General features: G+C 58.6%; 17 protein-coding genes and 3 pseudogenes. 2 read left to right on the top strand and 18 right to left on the bottom strand.

Translation table 11 applies throughout. The features are described from left to right. Positions 1–23: 23 nt before the first annotated feature. From ACF0H7_RS12675 to ACF0H7_RS12610, 14 genes and pseudogenes are all read right to left on the bottom strand, one after another. A complete protein-coding gene (locus ACF0H7_RS12675) occupies positions 24–1,484 on the bottom strand; it encodes an NAD-dependent succinate-semialdehyde dehydrogenase (RefSeq protein ID WP_397453094.1) in 1,461 nt (486 codons plus the stop codon). A 16-nt stretch (positions 1,485–1,500) separates the two neighbouring features. After that, positions 1,501–2,841: an MFS transporter gene (locus tag ACF0H7_RS12670; RefSeq protein WP_397453093.1), complete on the bottom strand. Its 1,341-nt coding sequence runs from the start codon at positions 2,839–2,841 to the stop codon at positions 1,501–1,503. 42 nt (positions 2,842–2,883) lie between these two features. Continuing rightward, positions 2,884–3,063: pseudogene (locus tag ACF0H7_RS12665) on the bottom strand (acetyl-CoA C-acyltransferase); the annotation flags it as partial. Between the two features lies 1 nt (position 3,064). After that, entirely contained in the window at positions 3,065–3,307 is a 243-nt protein-coding gene (locus tag ACF0H7_RS12660; RefSeq protein ID WP_397453092.1) for a hypothetical protein, read from the bottom strand. Beyond that, positions 3,307–5,385 (bottom strand): 3-hydroxyacyl-CoA dehydrogenase NAD-binding domain-containing protein, encoded by a 2,079-nt coding sequence (locus ACF0H7_RS12655; protein ID WP_397453091.1) that lies wholly within the window; start codon positions 5,383–5,385, stop codon positions 3,307–3,309. Before ACF0H7_RS12655 ends, ACF0H7_RS12660 begins: the two co-directional genes overlap by 1 nt. A gap of 36 nt (positions 5,386–5,421) precedes the next feature. Beyond that, the gene (locus tag ACF0H7_RS12650) at positions 5,422–6,210 is read right to left on the bottom strand and encodes a crotonase/enoyl-CoA hydratase family protein (protein WP_397453090.1); all 789 of its coding nucleotides are present in this window, start codon (positions 6,208–6,210) and stop codon (positions 5,422–5,424) included. After that, positions 6,207–7,028, bottom strand: a complete 822-nt coding sequence (locus ACF0H7_RS12645) for an enoyl-CoA hydratase-related protein (RefSeq protein ID WP_397453089.1) — start codon at positions 7,026–7,028, stop codon at positions 6,207–6,209. Before ACF0H7_RS12645 ends, ACF0H7_RS12650 begins: the two co-directional genes overlap by 4 nt. Beyond that, positions 7,018–8,244, bottom strand: coding sequence for a CaiB/BaiF CoA transferase family protein (locus tag ACF0H7_RS12640; RefSeq protein WP_397453088.1), 1,227 nt, complete (start codon positions 8,242–8,244; stop codon positions 7,018–7,020). Before ACF0H7_RS12640 ends, ACF0H7_RS12645 begins: the two co-directional genes overlap by 11 nt. A 179-nt stretch (positions 8,245–8,423) precedes the next feature. Next, positions 8,424–9,248, bottom strand: coding sequence for an IclR family transcriptional regulator (locus ACF0H7_RS12635; protein WP_397453087.1), 825 nt, complete (start codon positions 9,246–9,248; stop codon positions 8,424–8,426). A 77-nt stretch (positions 9,249–9,325) separates the two neighbouring features. Then, a complete protein-coding gene (locus ACF0H7_RS12630; protein ID WP_397453086.1) occupies positions 9,326–10,042 on the bottom strand; it encodes a LysR substrate-binding domain-containing protein in 717 nt (238 codons plus the stop codon). 248 nt (positions 10,043–10,290) lie between these two features. Further along, positions 10,291–10,665: a response regulator transcription factor gene (locus ACF0H7_RS12625; protein ID WP_397453085.1), complete on the bottom strand. Its 375-nt coding sequence runs from the start codon at positions 10,663–10,665 to the stop codon at positions 10,291–10,293. Between the two features lie 117 nt (positions 10,666–10,782). After that, positions 10,783–11,424 (bottom strand): response regulator transcription factor, encoded by a 642-nt coding sequence (locus tag ACF0H7_RS12620; RefSeq protein ID WP_397453084.1) that lies wholly within the window; start codon positions 11,422–11,424, stop codon positions 10,783–10,785. After that, complete coding sequence (locus ACF0H7_RS12615) at positions 11,421–12,830, bottom strand: nitrogen regulation protein NR(II) (RefSeq protein ID WP_397453083.1); 1,410 nt, start codon at positions 12,828–12,830, stop codon at positions 11,421–11,423. Before ACF0H7_RS12615 ends, ACF0H7_RS12620 begins: the two co-directional genes overlap by 4 nt. A 351-nt stretch (positions 12,831–13,181) precedes the next feature. Next, on the bottom strand, positions 13,182–13,766 hold the full coding sequence (locus tag ACF0H7_RS12610) for a GNAT family N-acetyltransferase (RefSeq protein WP_397453082.1): 585 nt from the start codon (positions 13,764–13,766) through the stop codon (positions 13,182–13,184). Positions 13,767–14,120: 354 nt separating this feature from the next. Between ACF0H7_RS12610 and ACF0H7_RS12605 the strand changes: the two are divergent. Both ACF0H7_RS12605 and ACF0H7_RS12600 read left to right on the top strand, forming a co-directional pair. Further along, positions 14,121–14,966: pseudogene (locus tag ACF0H7_RS12605) on the top strand (molybdopterin cofactor-binding domain-containing protein); the annotation flags it as partial. 22 nt (positions 14,967–14,988) lie between these two features. Next, a pseudogene (locus ACF0H7_RS12600) lies at positions 14,989–15,334 on the top strand (glutathione S-transferase); the annotation flags it as partial. A gap of 139 nt (positions 15,335–15,473) precedes the next feature. On the opposite strand, the gene ACF0H7_RS12595 reads toward ACF0H7_RS12600, so the two are convergent. The 4 genes from ACF0H7_RS12595 to ACF0H7_RS12580 form a co-directional block, all read right to left on the bottom strand. Continuing rightward, positions 15,474–15,692, bottom strand: coding sequence for a hypothetical protein (locus ACF0H7_RS12595; protein ID WP_397453081.1), 219 nt, complete (start codon positions 15,690–15,692; stop codon positions 15,474–15,476). A 39-nt stretch (positions 15,693–15,731) separates the two neighbouring features. Further along, positions 15,732–17,096: a TIGR00366 family protein gene (locus ACF0H7_RS12590; protein WP_397453080.1), complete on the bottom strand. Its 1,365-nt coding sequence runs from the start codon at positions 17,094–17,096 to the stop codon at positions 15,732–15,734. 137 nt (positions 17,097–17,233) lie between these two features. Continuing rightward, complete coding sequence (locus ACF0H7_RS12585; protein WP_397453079.1) at positions 17,234–18,448, bottom strand: CaiB/BaiF CoA transferase family protein; 1,215 nt, start codon at positions 18,446–18,448, stop codon at positions 17,234–17,236. 146 nt (positions 18,449–18,594) lie between these two features. Beyond that, on the bottom strand, positions 18,595–19,485 hold the full coding sequence (locus tag ACF0H7_RS12580) for a LysR family transcriptional regulator (RefSeq protein ID WP_397453078.1): 891 nt from the start codon (positions 19,483–19,485) through the stop codon (positions 18,595–18,597). Positions 19,486–19,542 lie beyond the last annotated feature (57 nt).

Here is a 19,542-nt window from a genome sequence, read left to right as displayed (position 1 = left end):
TCGGACGGCCTGATCAACAAAATTCAGCGCGCAACGCCGCGAACCGGTGGGTGTTGCAGGATGACCTTCTTACGCAGATAGGCCTCCAGTCCCTCAATGCCTGACTCGAAGCCGTGCCCGGAAGCCTTGATGCCGCCGAAAGGGGTTTCGGTGCGCGACAAAACCGTCGTGTTGACCCCGACCATCCCGGCTTCCAGGGCATCACTGACATAGGTCGCGTGATCCAGCGACTCGGTAAACACAAACGAGCCCAGGCCATAGGTTGTGTCGTTGGCGCGCAACAGCACTTCATCGCAATCCTTGAAGGTGGTGATGGGCATGATCGGGCCAAACGCTTCCTCCACCAGCACTCGTGCCGCGTCGGGAACATTGGCCAGTACGCTCGGCTCGAAAAAATAGCCGGCGCGATCCAGCCGTTTGCCGCCTGCCAACAAGTTGGCCCCCCGTTGCTGTGCGTCATCGACCAACTGCTGCATCACGGCCAAGCGCCGGACATTGGCCAGCGGTCCCATTTGCGTGCCAGCTTCAATACCGGGGCCGACCCGTAGGTCGCGAGCGAATGTCTGCACAGTGGCGGCAAATCGATCGGCAATGCGCTCATGCACATAGAAACGGCTCGGTACATTGCAGACTTGTCCTGCATTGCGGAATTTGGCGGTGGCACACAGTGCGGCAACCGCCTCGACGTCAACATCATCGAAGACAATCACCGGCGCATTGCCGCCCAACTCCATAGTGGTCACCAAATCGTTATCCACCGCCAGATGCCCGAGCACCCGACCGACTGATAACGATCCGGTCAGGGAGACCTTGCGAATCACTTTGCTGCTCAACAAACGCGTGGAGATTTCAACCGGGATACCCAGCAGCAAATTCGCCACGCCGGGCGGCAATCCGGCTTGTTCCAGGCACTGGAAAATGATTACGGCAGTCGCGGGGGTTTCCTCCGAGGCCTTGATGATCGCCGTGCATCCGGCGGCAAGGGCTCCACCCAGTTTGCGGGCGACGGTGGTACCGGGGAAATTCCACGGAGTGAACGCCGCCACCGCGCCGATCGGCTCGTTGACCACCAATAGCCGGCTGTTGGACGATCCCGGAATCACTCGACCATAAGCTCGTCGGCCTTCTTCGGCGTACCAGTCCAGCACATCGGCGCTGACCTGGATTTCCATCCGCGACTCACTCAGCGGTTTGCCTTGTTCAAGGCTGAGGATCGCCGCCGCCTCTTCGCTGCGCTGGCGCAACAGAGCGGCAGCCTTGCGCAGGATTTGATAGCGCGCGTCGGGCGTCTGCCCGCGCCAACCTGGCAGCGCCTCATCTGCGGCCACCAGCGCCGCATCGATATCGGCAAGGGAGGCGTGGCGGTAAGTGCCCAGCACCTGCTCGGTCGCAGGATCGAGTACCTGCTCGACGCTGGCGGCACCGCCTTCGACCCAGCGGCCGGCAATGTATTGATGAATCTGCGGGTAACTACGAATGGCCATCGTTGACTCCAGTGCGTTAAACCGTGGGCATCGGGCGATTGGCGGTTTCACGCACGGTCAATGCCACCAGCAAGGAAAGAAAGGCCATAGCCATCAGGATCCACGCCGGGGCATGGGGCGCGCCGGTTACCGAGATCAGCCAAGTGGCCAGATAAGGCGCGCTGCCTCCGGCAAGAATCGCTGAGAAGTTGTACCCCAGGCTGAAACCGCTGGAGCGCACTCGGGCCGGGAACATCTCGCAATAGGCCGCTAGGATCACTCCCATGTAAGCGGCTTCGATCTGTCCAAGCACGATCTGCGAAAAGAACGCCGCACCTACCGAGGTCTGCATAAAAATGAATAGCGGCCAGGCCAACACCAAGTTGGCGATACACACACCGATCAGGATTGGCCGTCGTCCGATACGGTCTGTGATCATGCCCCAGACCGGAATTGCCACTGCCGCCAGCACCAGCGTCAGCGTCGTGGACCAGGCCGCCAGCCCCGGAGGCATGATGCCTTGGCGCTCGAAGTAGGTGGACATGTAGGTGAACACCAGATAGAAGGAGGCGAACGACACCAGGGTCAAGCCAAACACGCTGAACACCGCCCGAGGGTGGGAGACTAACGCCAGCAGCGCCGGAATCTTCGCCACCGCTCCCTGCTCTTCCACTTGTTCGAATTGCCTGGACTCCTCCACTTTGCTGCGCACGATCAGTGCCACGATCCCCAACGGCAGGGAAATCAGAAACGGAATCCGCCAGCCCCAAGAGAGAATCTGTTGGTTGCTGAGCCCCATGTGCATCAAACCCACACATAGCGAACCGAGCATGGTGCCCGCCAGCGTTCCGACCTGGGTGGTGCTGGTAAGAAAGCCCCGGCGCGAGTCCGGTGCTACCTCCGCGACGTAAGAACCGGCACTCCCCAGTTCACCGCCCGCCGACAGCCCTTGCACGCAACGCAGGACGAATAGCAGCACTGGCGCCGCAATCCCAATACTGGCGAAGCCCGGCAACAAGCCGATCAAGGTGCTGGCGAACGCCATGCCGACCACTGCTACCATCAGCGCCGGACGCCGGCCATAACGGTCGCTGATGTGTCCGATCAGAATCCCACCCAGGGGACGGGCGACAAAGGCTGCACCGAACACCCCCAGGGTGTAGAGCAGCGCCGCGGTGGGGTTCTCCGCGGGGAAAAACACGACGGCCAACGTGGTCGCAAGAAACGCATAGACACTGAAGTCGAAGTACTCGACCACGGTGCCGAAAGCTCCGGCCATCACGACCCGCCGAATGGACTGACGGCTGGCGTCAGGGCTTGTTGGCTGTGAGGCTGGCGCGTGCGTCCCGACCGTCACACTGTTATTGGCTGTGTTCATAAGAAAGCTCTCGTGTTGTTGTTTTTATTGAAACTCGTGATCTCACACCACCTCGAACAAACCGGCTGCCCCCATTCCGCCACTGATGCACATGGTCACGACCACCCAACGAGCGCCTCGTCGTCGGCCCTCGATCAATGCGTGTCCCGCCAGACGCGAACCGGACATTCCATAAGGATGCCCCTGGGCTACCGCACCGCCATTGATGTTCAAGCGTTGATCGTCACGTCGGGTACCGACACCGGCAGTCCGGCACCTGGCGGGCGATGTTCTCGCCAGCGGTGCCTTCCGGGCGACCACAGCCCATCAACACATCATCGATGTCGCCAGCCTCAAGACCGGAACGGGCCAATGCATGCGCCACGGCATGCCCACCCAGGGTTGCGCCGTGCGTGGCGTTCAAGGCTCCACGATAGGCTTTGCCGATGGGTGTACCGGCGGTGGAAAGAACCCTGACTTCATTCATCAGCGCCCCTCCTCTTCGTAGGTCGACAGCCGGCCACCGCGTTGCGCTAAATCGATCAGCAAACGCGGCGGCATCCAGAATTGTGCTTCGGCCTGGGCCTTACGAAGGTTCAAGCGGCCGAGCAACGCCGGCAATCCCGCGTGATCGGCCTGGAACAGCGGGCCGCCCTGGACTCGAGGGAAACCGTAGCCATTGAGGAAAACGGCATCGACGTCGGAGCCGCGCTGGGCGATGCCTTCTTCGAGCAGGCGAATACCTTCGACGGTCAGCGCGTCTAGACAACGGCTGACGATCTCCTCATCGGTGATCGTACGGGGCACCACACCAAGCTCGCGCCGGTAGCCCTCGATCAGCACCTGTATCTGCGGATCTTCCACCGCTTGCCGGCTACCTTCTGGGTACACGTATATGCCCCGGCCACCCTTGAGACCGAACCGACCGCTCTCACTGATACGGTCAAGCCACCCGGACCAGCGCTGCTGCGGGTAGTCGCGATACTGGCGCTGACGAATGCTGTATCCGACGTCCAGGCCCGCCAGATCGGCGACCCGCAAGGGCCCCATGGCGAATCCCCAGTCTTCCAGCGCGCGATCCACCTGCATCGGCGTAGCGCCCTCTTCCACCAGCAGAGAAGCCTGACGCAAGTATTGATGCCACATGCGATTGCCGATAAAGCCATCGGCGCTGCGTGCCACTACCCCGACTTTACCGAGCGTCTTGGCCAGGGCCAGTGCCGTCACAAGCACATCATCGCGGGTCGCCCGACCCCGGACAATTTCCAGCAGGCGCATCACCGTGGCCGGGCTGAAGAAATGCAGCCCAAGGACCTGGTCCGGACGCTGGGTAAACCCGGCAATGCTGTCAATATCAAGGGTCGAGGTATTGGTTGCCAGCAACGCACTGGGTTTCATGAGCCGATCAAGGGTTTCAAATACCGCTCGCTTGACCGCCAAGTTCTCAAACACCGCTTCGACCACCAGATCAGCCTGGGTGATTGCCTCAAACCCGCTCTGCGGCTCGATCCGCCGGATCAACACGTCAGCCGCCGCGAGACTCAGGCGCCCCTTGCGCACTTGCGCTTCGTAAGCTTGACGAATGGTGGCCAGCCCACGGGTCAACGAATCAGGATTGACGTCGAGCAGTTGGACAGCAAACCCGGCATTGGCAAAGCACATGGCGATACCACTGCCCATTGTCCCGGCACCTATCACCGCGATCTGGCGCAGCACCATGGGCTGCGTCCCGGTCTCCAGTCCCAACAGATTGCTGGCACGACGCTCTGCGAAAAAGCCATAGCGCAGCGCGGCCGACTCGGCACTGCTCTCCAGGGCGGCGAAAGTCTCGCGTTCCAATTGCAGCGCGACATCAAACGGCTGATGGATAGACGCATCGACACAACGACGCAAGGCCAGCGCGGCGCGGGTCGCCGCACTATCGGTGAGCGCTGAAAGCGCGTGATCGACGACCCGCTTGTCACGCGTGCGGCGCACACCCTTACCGCTGTCGAGCAAGGCCAAAAACCAATGGACTGCCTGTTCACTAAAGTCGCCGTCCAGCACGCCATCAACCAGACCGAGAGCGAACGCCTGCTCCGCATCGACAGAACGGCCAGACAGCATCATTTCATAAGCCGGTTCAACGCCGATTAATCGGGGCAGCCGTTGGGTACCACCAGCACCGGGAATCAACCCCAAGTGAATTTCAGGCAAGCCAAGACGCGACTGACGGCTGGCGACGCGCCAATGACAACCGAGGGCCAACTCTAGCCCGCCGCCCAGCGCATGCCCGTCGATGGCCGCGCCAATGGGCAAGCGCGCATTCTCGATCTGCTGGATCAAGCTGGCCAGGGCAGGCTCTGCGTGGCTGGCTGGCGAATCGAATTCAGTGATATCGGCACCCGCCGAAAAGGCCCTTCCCCCGGTACCGATGAGCAGGATACCGCGCACCAATGGATCGGCCAGACACCGTCCCAAGCGTTCGGCCAGGGAGCGACGCAGGGCATGGCTCAAGGCGTTGACCGGCGGATTGTCGAGCGTCAGCAACGCAATCCCTGCGCGTACTTCGTAAACAATGGTCATGGCAGGCAAGTCCTGAAAAGGTTGGATAGGCGCTAATTAGCCGATACGGCGAACAATGGCCTCGACCCGCTCCCGATGATCATCGGTGGCATGGGCCAACGCTTGAAACGCCGCCGACATTTCCAGGATGGTTTCCAGTCGGGCGTGCGCCGACTCGCGCATCAAGCGCTTGGCCATGCGCAACGCGTGGCCGGGGTTGACGGCGATGCGCTCGGCCAATACCAGCGCTTCGTCTAGCAGCGTCTCGTGCCCAACCACCCGAGATACCAGGCCATACGCCAGGGCCGTGGGGGCATCAATCGTGTCGCCGGTAAAGGTCATTTCCGCAGCGCGTGCAACGCCGATGGCTCGCTGCAGCAGCCAGGCACCGCCGTCCCCCGGAATGATCCCGACCTTGACGAAACTCTCGGCGAATGTCGCTTTTTCACTGGCGATGCGCAGGTCACACATACAGGCCAGATCCAGGCCAGCACCAATGGCCGGACCGTTGATCGCGACAATCACCGGCACCTCCAGGCGATGCAGTGCCATGGTCACGCGATGGATGCCTTCCTGGTAACGGTACCGCTCTTCAATCGGTTCAGCGGTGTGATCCTGGGCACGCTGATGCATCAGTTTCACATCGCCGCCGGCGCAAAACGCCTTGCCCGCGCCCGTCAGGATCGCGACGCGAATACCCCGGTTGGACTGGATCCGGACACAGGCCTGCTCAATGGCGTCGAACTCCCGGGCCGTGCTCAGCGCATTGCGGGTATCCGGTGAATTCAACGTCAGCAAGGCGATGCCGCCACGCTCGACAAAGGTGACAAACGGACTATCAGTCATTGAGGCTCTCCAGAGAACTGAGGCACGCGCTTCTCGCGAAACGCCAACACCCCTTCTTGATGATCGGCACTGCGCCGCGCGACGTTGAGTTCCAGCTGGCTGCTGCGTACCGCCTCCAGCAAAGTCTGCTCATGAGCTGCCCAAGCCTGGCGCTTGATCACCGCCAGTGAGCGCGGCGAACAACGCTCCACCAAGGCCCCCAGGTAAGCTTCAACGTGAGCATTGAAGCCCTCTGCTTCGACCACATGGTTGATCAGCCCCATGTGCCGGGCTTCAGCCGCTTGAATCAACCGACCGGACAACAACAGGTCATTGCTCGCTGCCGGCCCGATCAGCCGAGGGAGCCACCAGGCAATGCCGTACTCGGCAACCAGACCCACCCGACTGTAGGTAAACCCCAATCGCGCCTGGGCCGAAGCGATGCGAATATCGCAAAATGCCGCCAGCACTAGCCCGACGCCCACGGCCGCGCCATTGATGGCCGCCACGATCGGCTTGCTGGCCTGGATCAGATAGCCGAAGCGAAAATCTCCCAGGTTGTGTGGTTCCAGGGCGTAGGGCAACTGCGGCGAAGGCTCCGGCGAGACGCTCAGGTCGGCCCCGGAGCAGAAGCCTTCACCTACACCGCTGATACAGATCACACGACAATCAGGATCGCGCTCGGCACGCATAACGCAGACGCGCAGCTCTGCGTCCATATCCGCACTCATCGCATTGCGTCGTGCCGGACGATTGAGGTTGATCCAGGCGACCTGGCGTTCCAGTCGATACAAGACAGACGGCGGGCTTTGTGCGGCAAATGCGGTGTCACTGACCATGGCGTTTTCTCTCGGACAAGACCACGCCCTGTTCAAACATTTGCTCGATCTGCGCGTCCGAATAAGCCGCCTCGCCAAGAATCTCCCGGGCGTGCTGGTTGTACTCCGGCGGTGCACTGTGTACGTGGCCGGGGGTACGAGACAATTTGATCGGAATACCCGTGCTCTGGTACTCGCCAATTTGCACCACCATCTGGCGATGCAGGGTGTGAGGATGGGTCAGCGCCTGGTCCACCGATTGCACGGCGCCAGCGCCCACCCCAACCGCCATCAGCTTCTGACAGATGTCCACACCATCGAAATCCGCCAGTTGCGCTTCCATGGCATCGGTCAGTACCCGCCGGTTGACAATGCGTTTGGCGTTGCTGGAGAAGCGCTCGTCCTCGGCCAGTTCCGGCAACTGCAGCACCGCGCACATGCGCTTGAACTGGTTGTCGTTGCCCACTGTGATCAGCACCGGTTGGGTCTTGGTGGTGAACAGACTGTAGGGCGAAATGCTTGGATGTTCATTGCCGGTAAGCCCCGGCACCTTGCCGGACATGAACCAGTTTGGCGCGTGGGGGTGCAACAGGCTGATGGCGGTGTCATAGAGCGTCAAGTCAACATGCTGGCCCTGCCCAGACCGATCGCGTTCATACAGCGCCAGCAGGATGCCGATCACGGCATTGCTTGCCGTGGACATGTCGATCACGGGAATCCCCAGACGAAGCGGGCCACTTTCCGGCGTACCGTTGGTGGAGACCAGACCAGACCACGCCTGCGCCATCAAGTCGTAACCGGGCTGACCACCGAACGGGCCATCCTTGCCAAAACCGGTGACGCTGGCGTGAATCAATCGCTCGAAGCGCTTGGACAATACGTCAAATCCGATGCCCCACTTTTCCAGCGTACCGGGTTTGAAGTTCTCGATCAGGATGTCCGCATCTTCGAGCAAGCGCATCAGCACCTCGCGGCCCTCGCTCATGGACAGATCCAGCGCCAGAGTGCGTTTGTTGCGATTAACGTTCAGAAAGTAGGCCGAGGCGTCACCGCGGAAGGGAGGCCCCCACTCGCGGGTTTCGTCGCCTTGCGGGGGTTCGACCTTGATAACATCGGCGCCATGGTCGGCGAGAATCTGCGCCGCCAACGGGCCTCCCAATACCCTGGACAAATCGATCACACGCACGCCTTTGAGCGCACTGGAAGCCGACACTGACGGTCGGGATGAAGTGTCCATAAACGATCTCCATAACGGTTTCTTGTTTTCGCCACGCCGAAAGGGCCGCGGGACGTGTCAACCGATTATGTGCATTCGCTTGCCGGTCAGCGACGATCAAATCCCATCCAGTGGAATTTGAAGAATCCGTAAATGGAAAAGAATTTGCCTCACGCGCTTTCACTCATGGGCGTACTGCTCTACGACAATTCCTCCAGGGAACGGGCGTCGGCCAGCTGTTCCCGGACTTTTTGCAACAAGCCTTGAAGCAGCGGAATCAACTGGCTTTCGATTTGGCTTGCCGAGAAATCCTGGCTGGCGAAACTGATGTTGAACACATAGGGCGGTTGATCCTCAAGCCCCAAGGGCGAAGCAATGGAGGTAATGCCAGCCTGCCATGAAGCCTGACACACGCCCTGGCTGTGCACGGCTTTGTGCGCATTCATGATCGAGGCCTTCACCTGCTTCCAATTCTTGGGATGTCGTATCTTGAGATGATTCAATTGTGTGTCCAGCGCCGGGCCGGACAAGGTCGACAGAAAAGCGTGACCCAGCGAGGTGATTTCCATGGGCACTCGCGAGCCGCTGGTGACATGTCGGAACAGTCCACTGCGGTTCTTGCGCACCGACTCCAGGTAAACCATATCCATCTGGTCGGCTACCGCCAGGCCCACGTTGATTTTGTGGCCCTCGGCAATCTCGCGCATCAATGGCTGGGCCAGCTTGAGGATCTCCGACTCCAGACGCAGAGCATGGGCCAGACTCAGCAGAGGCGGCCCGAGACGATAGGTACCCCGTCGCAACTCGTATTGCAGGAAGCCGTTCTCCACCAATGTCTGTGTCAACCGGCTGATCGTCGAACGGGGTAAGCCGGTCAACTCCACCAGTTCCGCATTACCCAGCGCCGCCACGCCGGGACGAAATGCCCGCAGAATCGACAGGGCCCGCTCAACCGAACGATTGGGGGGGAGATTCGGGACTCTGCGGATTTTCTGGGCATCGGAATATTCCTCGGTACTGATCATGATGAGTCTGGCGATCGATTACCTGCCCTACCGATCCGAGATGCACGCGTTGCGGTTAAGTACCTCAGCAAACCAACTCAGTTATCATCATTGTCTTGCAACAACATTTTGATCCGCGAGCGCAGCCATTGCTGCGCCGGGGCGGCTTGGTTGGCTGTACCCCAGCTCATGGAAAGCTTCAAATCGGGCGAGCTCAAAGGCATGGGTTCGCTGCGAAATCCGCCCGACGCGGTCATGGCGTTGGCGACATAATCTGGCACGGTGGCGATCAGATCGGAGTTGGCCATCAACAACGGCAAAGTGCTGAATTGAGGCACCGACACTTCAATACGACGCTTACGTCCCTGAGCTCGCAACGTATCTTCGATATACGCGGTAACGTCGCTGGAGTAACCCACCTGTGCGTGGGGGCGAGCGCAATATTGGTCAAGATCAATGCCCCCGGGGACGCGGTCGCTGCGCAGCACGCTCAGGCGCAAATTGCGCAGCGGCAGGCTATGCGACGCATTAGTCGACGGTAGTTGATAGCTCAGGCCAACACCTATCTCGCCGCTGTCCAGCAAACCACTCAGATGCTCACCATCAACTCGCTGCACCATCAAGGTCGCACCCGGCGCATCCAAACGTAGTCGACGCAACAGTTGAGGCAGCAAGGCGTACTCGACATCACCGCACAGCCCAATACGAAAAACTGTACGGCACTGGCCCGGATTGAACGCCACACGACGCGCCTCCAATACACTGACTGAAGCTTCTTGAATGAAACCTGGAACAGTGCGTTTGGCCAGCGCCATGATCAGTAACTCCTTCCGTACAGTTAATGTTGAATAACGTCGCTATTGGCAATTACATTAATTCAACCCGATATCGTCGGATAGTTGTACATCGGTGTAGCGCGCTAACACGTGGGCATAGAGGTTATAAACCATCGTATACCCCCTCTGAAGGCAGCCACACAGACACCTGCGCCTCAACGCGCCGAGGAATATAAATCGAGGTAAAAATAAACACTTACCCAGTCGGAAGATATATCCGCCAGGTTTCAATGTTGGCCGTGAAGGGCTCGTTCAATGCAGTTGATCATGGTCTGGCCATCAAACGGCTTGCTCAAAAAGCTGCGTGCGCCTTCGGACTCGGCACGAGCCTTGATGCTGGCTTCGGGAAATGCAGTCATGAAAATGATCGGTAACTTGCGCCTGCTCTTGACGATCACGTGCTGCAATTCCAGGCCGTTCATGCCAGGCATTTGCACGTCGGTGATCAAGCACTCGCTCGTCGATAACTGCTCGGAGGCCAAAAAAGCCTCTGCGCTGGAGAAGATTCGGGACTCATAGCCCAACGACCGCACCAGACTGTCGATGGCTACACGAACCGACTCTTCGTCATCAACGATGGATACCACGGGGTTAAATGACATTTGCTAGCCACCTTCAGCGTCAGACTCAGCACACCGCCCGGCTGGCAGATATTTTTTGAGCTGAGTCCACTATAAAAAACCTCCACTGGTAAATAAATAATACCCAAGTATGTTTTGTCAGCCCCGTTTACGAACGCCCAATAATTCGGCCATGCGCACCAGTTCGGCAAACGACTTGACCTGCATTTTTTTCATGGCATGGCCACGATGAATCTTCACGGTAATTTCACTCAGGTTCATCTCACCGGCAATTTGCTTGTTCATCAGCCCGCTCACGGCATAGCCCATGACCTCTTGCTCACGCGCGGTCAAGGTGGCGTAGATCTGCTGCAGTTGCACCGTCTGCTTCTGCCCTTCCCGACGCTTGCGGTCTTTCTCCAGGGCCACCGACACAGCATCGAGCAGGTCCTGATCGCGGAAAGGTTTGGCGAGGAAGTCTACCGCGCCGGCTTTCATCGCCTTGACGGTCATGGAGATGTCGCCGTGGCCGGTAATGAAGATAATCGGAATTTCGATGCCGGACGCCTGCAACTGAGTCTGGAATTCCAACCCGCTGGTGTACTGCAAACGCACGTCGAGCACCAGGCAGGAGGGCACTGCCGGCAGCGAATGGGCGAGAAACTCATCGGCCGAGGCGAAGGTTTCGACGTTCATACCAACCGAGCGAAACAGACTGCTCAAGGCTTCACGCAATGCCCCATCATCGTCGACGATGAACACCTGCCGACCTTCAACTGACTTCTCGTCAAGCGTGCTCATGCGCCAACCTCTGCGGGTACGGGCAGGACAACCTGCAACGCTGCGCCGATTTCCGGCAGGTTGCGCACGCCCATATGCCCACCATGAGCTTCGACAATGGAACGACAAATCGATAAACCCATACCCAATCCTTCTTCTTTGGTGGTGAAAAACGCGGTGAACAGTTTAGTCATATCCTGCTCACGAATACCGGGGCCGCTGTCGTGTATTTCCAGGTTCAACTGATCAGCCACTCGTGCCAGTTTAATCGACATTACGCGCTGAGCCTCGTTAACCTTGGACATAGCCTGGATGCCATTCATCACAAGATTGATGAGCACTTGCTGCAACTGCACCCGATCACCCTGGATGGCCGGCAAGCCCTCAGCCAGTTCCAGTCGCAATGAAACGCTTTGTTGCACCAGCTCGCGCTTGAGCAACCCCAGCGACTCCTCGACGACCTCGCCCAACTCCAGCGGCAAATAGTGGGGCTCGGACTTTCTCGACAATGCACGAATGCGCTTGATGACTTCACCGGCGCGCTGGGCCTCGCTGGAAATTCGGGAGATTGCACTGCGCACTTCGCCCAGATCCGGCACCTCGCGATTCAGCCAGCGCAGGCCGGCTTCGGCGTTGGTCGTGACCGCCGCCAATGGCTGGTTGACCTCATGGGCAATCGACGCCGCCAACTCACCGAGGGTCGTGACGCGGGTGATGTGCGCCAACTCGACCTGTGAGCGATGCAGTGCTTCCTCGGCCTGGCGGGCTGCAGTGATGTCGTTGTTGGTGACCAGCACCGTCCGGGGGTTGCCACTACGGTCGCGCGATAACGACCAGCGTGAGGTCACGGTAACGCGCCTGCCATTTTTGCAAGTGCTGGTAATCTCGCCTTCCCATGCACCTTCAGCCAGCATGATCCGCATGATTTCATCGAAAGAGGCGCTGATTTTCGATTGCAGAAGGTCGGTGATTTTTTTGCCGAGCACCTCCTTGGCAGACCATCCATACAGCGCCTCGGCACCGGGGTTCCAACTGAGGATCCGATGCTGCATGTCGCGCACGACGATAGCGTCATGGGTTTGCCCCAACAGTTTGACCTGCTCCTGCAATTGGCTGGTGATCGTGTTGTTGCGTAACGCCAGCGCGCCGCTGATGCAGATCGCCGCAAGGCTGATCACACAACGCCCAAGCGGCGGCACCATGAACACGTCGTGGTCGATGAAAAACGCCACCAGCGTGAGGCCCATGCAGCCCAGGGTGATCGTGATCAACCCGCCGCGCGAGAATTCATTAGCCGCCATCAACACGACAAGGACGTACAGCACAGCGATGGCGATATCCATCGGGGTGAACGCGTCGATGATGAAAATCAGTGTCGCCAGAGTGAAAGTGCTAGCGCGTATCAGGAGAGACGAATTCGTCAACATAGTGCACTCTGCTCAGGGCCCGCTAAGGGTAACGGCTTATTCCAAGGCCACGATAGCACGGCGCCGACACTTCGAACTTGGTCAACAGCTAGGACAAGGCGACCTGCGCTGTGGCACGTTGCGCTCTGTCGCCACGGCCTGAACTGCCAGAAAAGCTGAATGCCAATAATGGCAGCAGCTTTATAACATTCAACACCAATGCGACCTAGAGGTGTACGGATGTGCCCAACTAATCTTGCAAGTCAGGTAGATACCCACTGATGTGACAGCAGTTCGTCGATCCCGCTCGCCCGCTGGCGTTGGCAAAGGTCACAGCACATCTATGGGATCGGCATACGGATGAGTTTGGCCTCATTGTCCAGAGTCGGAAGGTGTGTTCGGCATCCGCTTATTCTTTCTATTCAGCCAGTCTTCTTTTTTAAGCTCCCAGATATCCAGGCATTGGGCACCCATGACGAACTCGCCTTGTTGTATCTCAAGCAGGCGCATGCCTTCGCGTTCCGACACCCGTCGGGAAGCCAGGTTTTCGCGGGCTTTAGGAACGTGCATGACGGGGCGTTTCAGTGTTTCGAACCAGTAATCGTTGATGACTTCACAGGCCTCTTGCATATAACCGTGTCCCTGCCACTGAGGCGCGAGCCAGAATCCTCGGTGATTGCCAGGCTGATCATAGAGGCAAATACTGCCGATGCTCTGCGTCCTCGCCTCAGTGAGACGAATCATCCAGTGCCATTCACTGCCTCGGCCCATGGCCGGCAATGCATGATCGCGAACATAAGTAAGTGCGCCATCCGACGGGTAAGGCCATGGAACATTTTTATTGAGATAGCGCACCACTTCCCAATGAGGGAACAACTGCTGGATATTCGCAGCATCGCTAAGTTGCAGGGGCGTCAGGGTGAGACGGCGGGTGGTGAATATCAGGTTGCTATCCATAGCGTTCGATCCTTTTTTGACTAAATGGAGACGGTGCTGACGGACAGGAACAATAGCGAATAACGCCACCCAAGTGTAAGCGTCCAGGCATCAACCCTAGCCGAACGCTCAGCGATACCTGGCTGTTCGGGCAATACCTTTTCCTGGCGCATGCACTTGAGGCTTGAACGGCCAATGTGGGTCACTACGTGCTTATCGCGCTTGCGACGGCTATCAACTGCGCGAGTGTAATCATGGGATTTTGTTTCTCGCCGGCACGCTCGAGTGGCCTCGCTCATCCCGCGCACCCTTTGCTGGCACTGACATCCCCCTCCCTAATCGAGAAATTCGGACCGATCTCTAGGCCTCCACACCAAAATTACTCAAGTGGTAGCGGGCGTCTTGGGTGTGGAACTCGACACCATTCACTGCAGCGCGACCGATACCAGCAAGGTACCCAACACGGTTTCCATCGCAGCCTCCAGTGGTACTGACCTCAACGGCATGGCCGCCCGCGATGCGGCTTTGACACTGCGTGGCCGCTTAGCGGGAGTGGCGGCAATAGAATGGGGGTGTGAGCCGGAGCAGGTATGTTTCTCTATGGGAGTAGTGTCGGCACCCGGGCATGAAACGAGCTTTGCACAGCTGTGCGCAAAGGCCTTTGTTGCCCAAGTATCGCTGTCTGCGACCGGTTACTACCGCGTGCCGAAAGTCGCCTACGATTTTGATACATTACGCGGGCGTCCCTTTCTTTATTACACCTACGGTGCCGCCTGTAGCGAAGTAATCATCGATACGTTGACTGGCGAACTTAAAGTGGAGCGAGTGGACATCCTTCAGGAGGCGGGGAGATCCATCAATCCGGCTCTTGACCTCGGGCAGGTGGAGGGGGGCTTCATTCAGGGAATGGGCTGGTTAACTACCGAGGAACTGGTTTGGCGTGAAGACGGCTTTCTGACTACTCATGCGCCACAGACTTATAAAATCCCGACCTCCCGTGACACCCCTGAGCAGTTCAATGTGAGCTTCTTCGATAACGTCAATGTCGAAACCACCATCTTTCGGTCAAAAGCAATTGGCGAGCCACCGTTGAAACTGGCTATTTCCGTGTATCTTGCGATTTGGGATGCGATTGCCTCGTTTGGTGGTCGCCAAAAGGCTCCAAAGCTTGCTGCCCCGGCAACACCTGAGGCAATTTTGCGCGCTCTGGGGGGGGCTTGAAGGTGGGCAGAAGTGATTGATTCTTTGGGAGTCAAACTCCATCACTCGTTACCTGGCCTCTCGCTACAGCGGCGCTCGCCCCGATTGAAGCGAGAGCCAGAGCGCGGGTGGATCAATGGATCGATTGGCAGGCGTCGGACCTCAACAAATCGTGGAGTTATGCCTTCATGTCGCTGGTCAGGCACTCGCCTGAGCATCAGGACAGCCAGGCGTTAGCAGATGCTTGCAGCAATTGGCCGAGGCATATGGAGATCCTCGATCGACAGTTGGAGTCAACCGGGGCCTATGTCAGCGGCGACGAGTTTTCTCTCGCCGATATACCGATAGGCCTGTCGGTTAATCGGTGGTTTGAAACGCCGCTTGCTCATCTAGAGCCCATGGCGACGATAACCGGGAGCACGATGGCTTCGTGATCATTACGGCGGACCTCGCCGGTGGCATGGTTTCCAGTCATCTCCCGGGGGCGCTACATTCCGACATAAGTTTGCCAGAGATCTGAACGCTGCTTCACGCCAGACCACTAACTCCTACGCAACAGCCGATCTTTTGGCACGAGTGTCGATGCGCTGTCGGAATCAGCCGTCTGAATGCCCATGACGATACGGCGCACACCACGCCTCCAGCGACCACCACCAGCGCCACACCGTCCTCGCTGATTTCAGAACGTCCGCTCAAGGCCATGGTCAGGCTGAGTAATCCCGCCGCGATGCCGACCAACAGGCTCATGGTCAGTCGGTACGCCCTGCCGCTCTTAGAGGATCGGCTTTACACAAGAAAAAACAGGGACGCTCCGTACACAATAGCGCCCACCAGGAAGGTCGCGAATGTGAAGCCCAGCACGCGCTGCACGCCGACACCCGCCATCGCCACCACAGGCGCCGCCCAAAAAGGCTGAAGCATGTTGGAGACTTGCTCGCCCATGGCGACGGCCATGGTCGTTGCTGGTAACGAAGCGTGCAGCGTAACCGCTGCAGGGATCACGAAAGGTCCCTGCACCGCCCAATGACCGCCGCCGCTTGGAATCAGGAAGGTCACCACCAGCGAGCACATGTAGCTCCAAAACGGCAGCGTGTGCTCGTTGGAAATGGCCACGAACGAATTGGAGATCACACCCGGTAGTCCAGTGGCCTCCATGATGCCCATCAACCCACCATACAGCGGGTATTGCAGCATCATCGAACCACTTTGCTTGGCGGCATTTTTAACCGCATTGGCGTAGGCCAACGGATAGCGATGCAGCAGAATGCCGGCCGTGAACATCACAAAAATCACCGCGTTGACGCCAGCGAACTGCAGCTGTCCAAAAGAGGCGAAGACCATGACTGCGATGCCACCACCGCCCATCAACACGCTACCCAACCACGAATATTCCAGGCGTTGGGCAAAGGTCCAAGGACCCTGCGGTTTGCGCTCAGGCTCTGGATCGGGATGTTTGCTGATGTCCAGCGCGATGACGTCATCACCGCGTGGTCGCAAGACTGCCAATACAAACGGGATGACCAGCACCATCACCAGATTGGGCACCAGGTTGAACGGCGCGAACACCATGTCGCCGAGCCCCAGTACCTGGCCGGTGACTTTTTCTACCACGTTCATCGGGCTACCGGCAGTTGATTGCGCGAGCACGATCGAGCTTGAAAGACCACCGGCCCAGACCACCCAGCCGGAAAAACCTGCCGCGACGATCCAGGCGAAATCCACGTGCATGCGCTTGGCGATTTCCCGCGCCAGCAATGCACTCATCACCAGACCAAAGCCCCAGTTGAAAAACGAGGTCACCGCAACACTGACGAATATCAGCGCGCCAGCCTGCGCAGGGGTACGCGCAAGGCTGATCAACCGGGTGAAGAAACGTTGCACGATCGGCGCATGCGCGAGCGCGTGGCCCAGCACTAGCACCAGGGTGATCTGCAGTGCGAAGGTGAAGATGTTGAAGAAACCTTTGTACCAGCCGGACAAGATGTTGGTCACGGAGGCCTGCGGTCCCCAGATAAACGCCGCAAGGGCAATCAGGAAGGTGAGGAATACCGCGAGCACGAACGGGTCCGGGATGGTGCGTTCAAACACCCGGATCGTGTTGTCCGTGATCCGCGTCCGCAAGCTTCGGGGTCTGCTGAGCGCGACGGTCATTCAGGCATTTCCCGTGTAGCGCATTGCAAGCCCAAGTGTTGCATCAGGTCGATTGGCATGATGTGAATCCTATTGTGATTGTTATGGACAAATACACGGGGTGGCGCAAGGCGCTCCGATGGCACCAAAGATCTCAGTTACAACAGCGCTCCACAGTCGCGTAAACCGTAGATTTGTTCGTCGGTAAAACCGTAGGCCCGCAGGACGTCATCGGAGTGCTGCCCGAATGCCGGTGCCGCAAATGGCTGAGGGCCAGGTGTGCGGCCATAGCGGATCGGCCGAGCGAAGCCACGATAATGACCCACCACCGGATGCTGGTAATCGGCAATCAAGTCTTCGGCCTGGCTTTGTGGATGATCGAACATGTCCTCGACACGCCGCGCCGCAGCGCATGGCACGGTGTCGCCGAACTCGATTTCCCATTCCAGTGCGGTGCGTGCCTGCAACGCTGCATGCAATTGCGGAATAATGACCGCCTCATGCTCAGCACGCTTGCGCATGGTGTCGTATCGTTCATCGAGCAGATTCAGCAAACCGGTCCTCTCGCACAATGCTTGCCAAAAGTGCGGGGTGTTGGCTGACAAATACAGATGGCCTTCACGCGTCGGGTGTATGCCGGTGATACCGCCTGAACGCATATCACGGTCCATTTTGACCGGCTCACCTTCAGCCCAGATCAGCCGTGCCGACTGCATGGTCAACGCACTGCGCAACAGCGACACGCCGACGTACTGGCCTTCTGCGGTTTTCTCACGCTCGAACAGTGCCGACGATACGCCGCCCGCGACAAGCGCAGCCGCGTAGTAGTCGACCACCGAGCCGTACAGCACTTCAGGAGGCCCGCCCGGCTTGCTTTGCGAAACACACATGCCGGTCATGGTTTGCAGCACCTGGTCATATCCGGCCTTGTCTTTCAACGGGCCGCTTTCGCCGTAACCGGTGACGGCGCAATAGATCAAGCGAGGGTTCAGTGGCTTCAGTTGCTCATAACCGATACCAAGCCGCTCCGGAACGCCGGGACGAAAGTTGTGCACCAGCACATCGACCTCGCGAACCAGGGCATACAGCGTTTCCAGTCCTTCAGCGCGTTTAAGATCGAGCACAACGCCTAGCTTGCTGCGATTGACGCCGAGAAAGGCGCGGCTTTCGCTGGCCAGAGTCGACGGGTATTTGCGCAGATTGTCGCCGGTCGGCGGCTCGATTTTGATTACCTCCGCGCCCTGATCGGCGAGCAACGAGCAGCCATAAGGCCCAGCGATATAGGCGCTCAGGTCCAGCACCTTGATTCCACTCAACGGCCCAACCGGCCCCGAGCGATCCAGGCGTGGCGAGGGTGTGAGGTGCTTACTCATGAACATATCTCCGCATTGCTTTTTATTTGAATGGCGCCAGTCGCTCACGTCGGAGCGGGTCATGGCGCAGCATTGAAATAATTCTGAGCGCGGAAACAGGAGATTAAAAATAGTTTTAAATGGCTTCAGAGTGAAATAAAACTGGATTAATTAATAACCTCGTCGTGCTCGTGCCCGCGCGCATACAGCACTTCGCAGAACGCGTTGATGAGTTTGACCTTTGGAGAATTACGCTTCCATAGCAGCCCGATCGGGCGCCGCAACCCTGCGCCCGGCAATGGCAATTGCGCGAGGGCGTCAAGATTGGCATGCAGCGGTTGCCAACGCGGGACCAGCGATACACCGAGCCCTCCGCCGACCATGGCGGCGATTGCATCCAGCGCGTCGATCTCGAAACGTTCAAGGGGAGCGATGCCCGCTTCCAGCAAATAACGATCAGCGAGCAAGCCGCCCCAGGAACTGCGGTGATAGCGGATGAAGGGCTCACGGGACAGCACCAGATGAGCGTCTTGGCCGATCAACTGAATTGGCGCCAGTACCATAAAAGGCTCGTCGTGCAGCGCACGCCACGTGAACTCCTTGGGCAACTCGAACGCGGGACGAACCATCAACCCAACATCGATATCGCCCGCCACTACTTTGCGGTAGAGCTCGGTGGAAACGGCTGGCTCAAGGTGCGTGCGCAGGTGCTTGTGACGTTCGATCAACGTGGCCAGCACCCGCGGTACGACGTAGGCCAACGCGGTGGAAATGCAACCGATGCGCAAGTCTCCAGCAACCACATCCAACGCCGCGATGGCGCTCAGATCCCGTGTGCGACGCACCAGTTCGCCTGCCGGCTCAATCAGTGCCAGCCCCGCCGCAGTCGCCTGCATATTGCGACCGGCACGAGTCAGCAGCGTCGCGCCGATTTCATGCTCCAAGGATTTGATGCGTTGCGCGACGGCTGTGGGCGTGAGATTGAGCGCGCGGGCGGCAGCGGCTGTGGAACCCAGGCGGGCAACCTGCAGGAAACTTTCGAGGTATCTCGTGTCCATAGTGAAATTATTTTTGACTCTAATTCAAGTAATAATCACTTTAGTTATCTTTTTGAG

The sequence above is a fragment of the Pseudomonas sp. NA-150 genome (assembly GCF_044336365.1).
In the GTDB taxonomy this organism is placed as follows: domain Bacteria; phylum Pseudomonadota; class Gammaproteobacteria; order Pseudomonadales; family Pseudomonadaceae; genus Aquipseudomonas.
The sequence above is the reverse complement of the archived record's forward strand: the minus strand, read 5'-3'. Positions and strand labels throughout refer to the sequence as shown.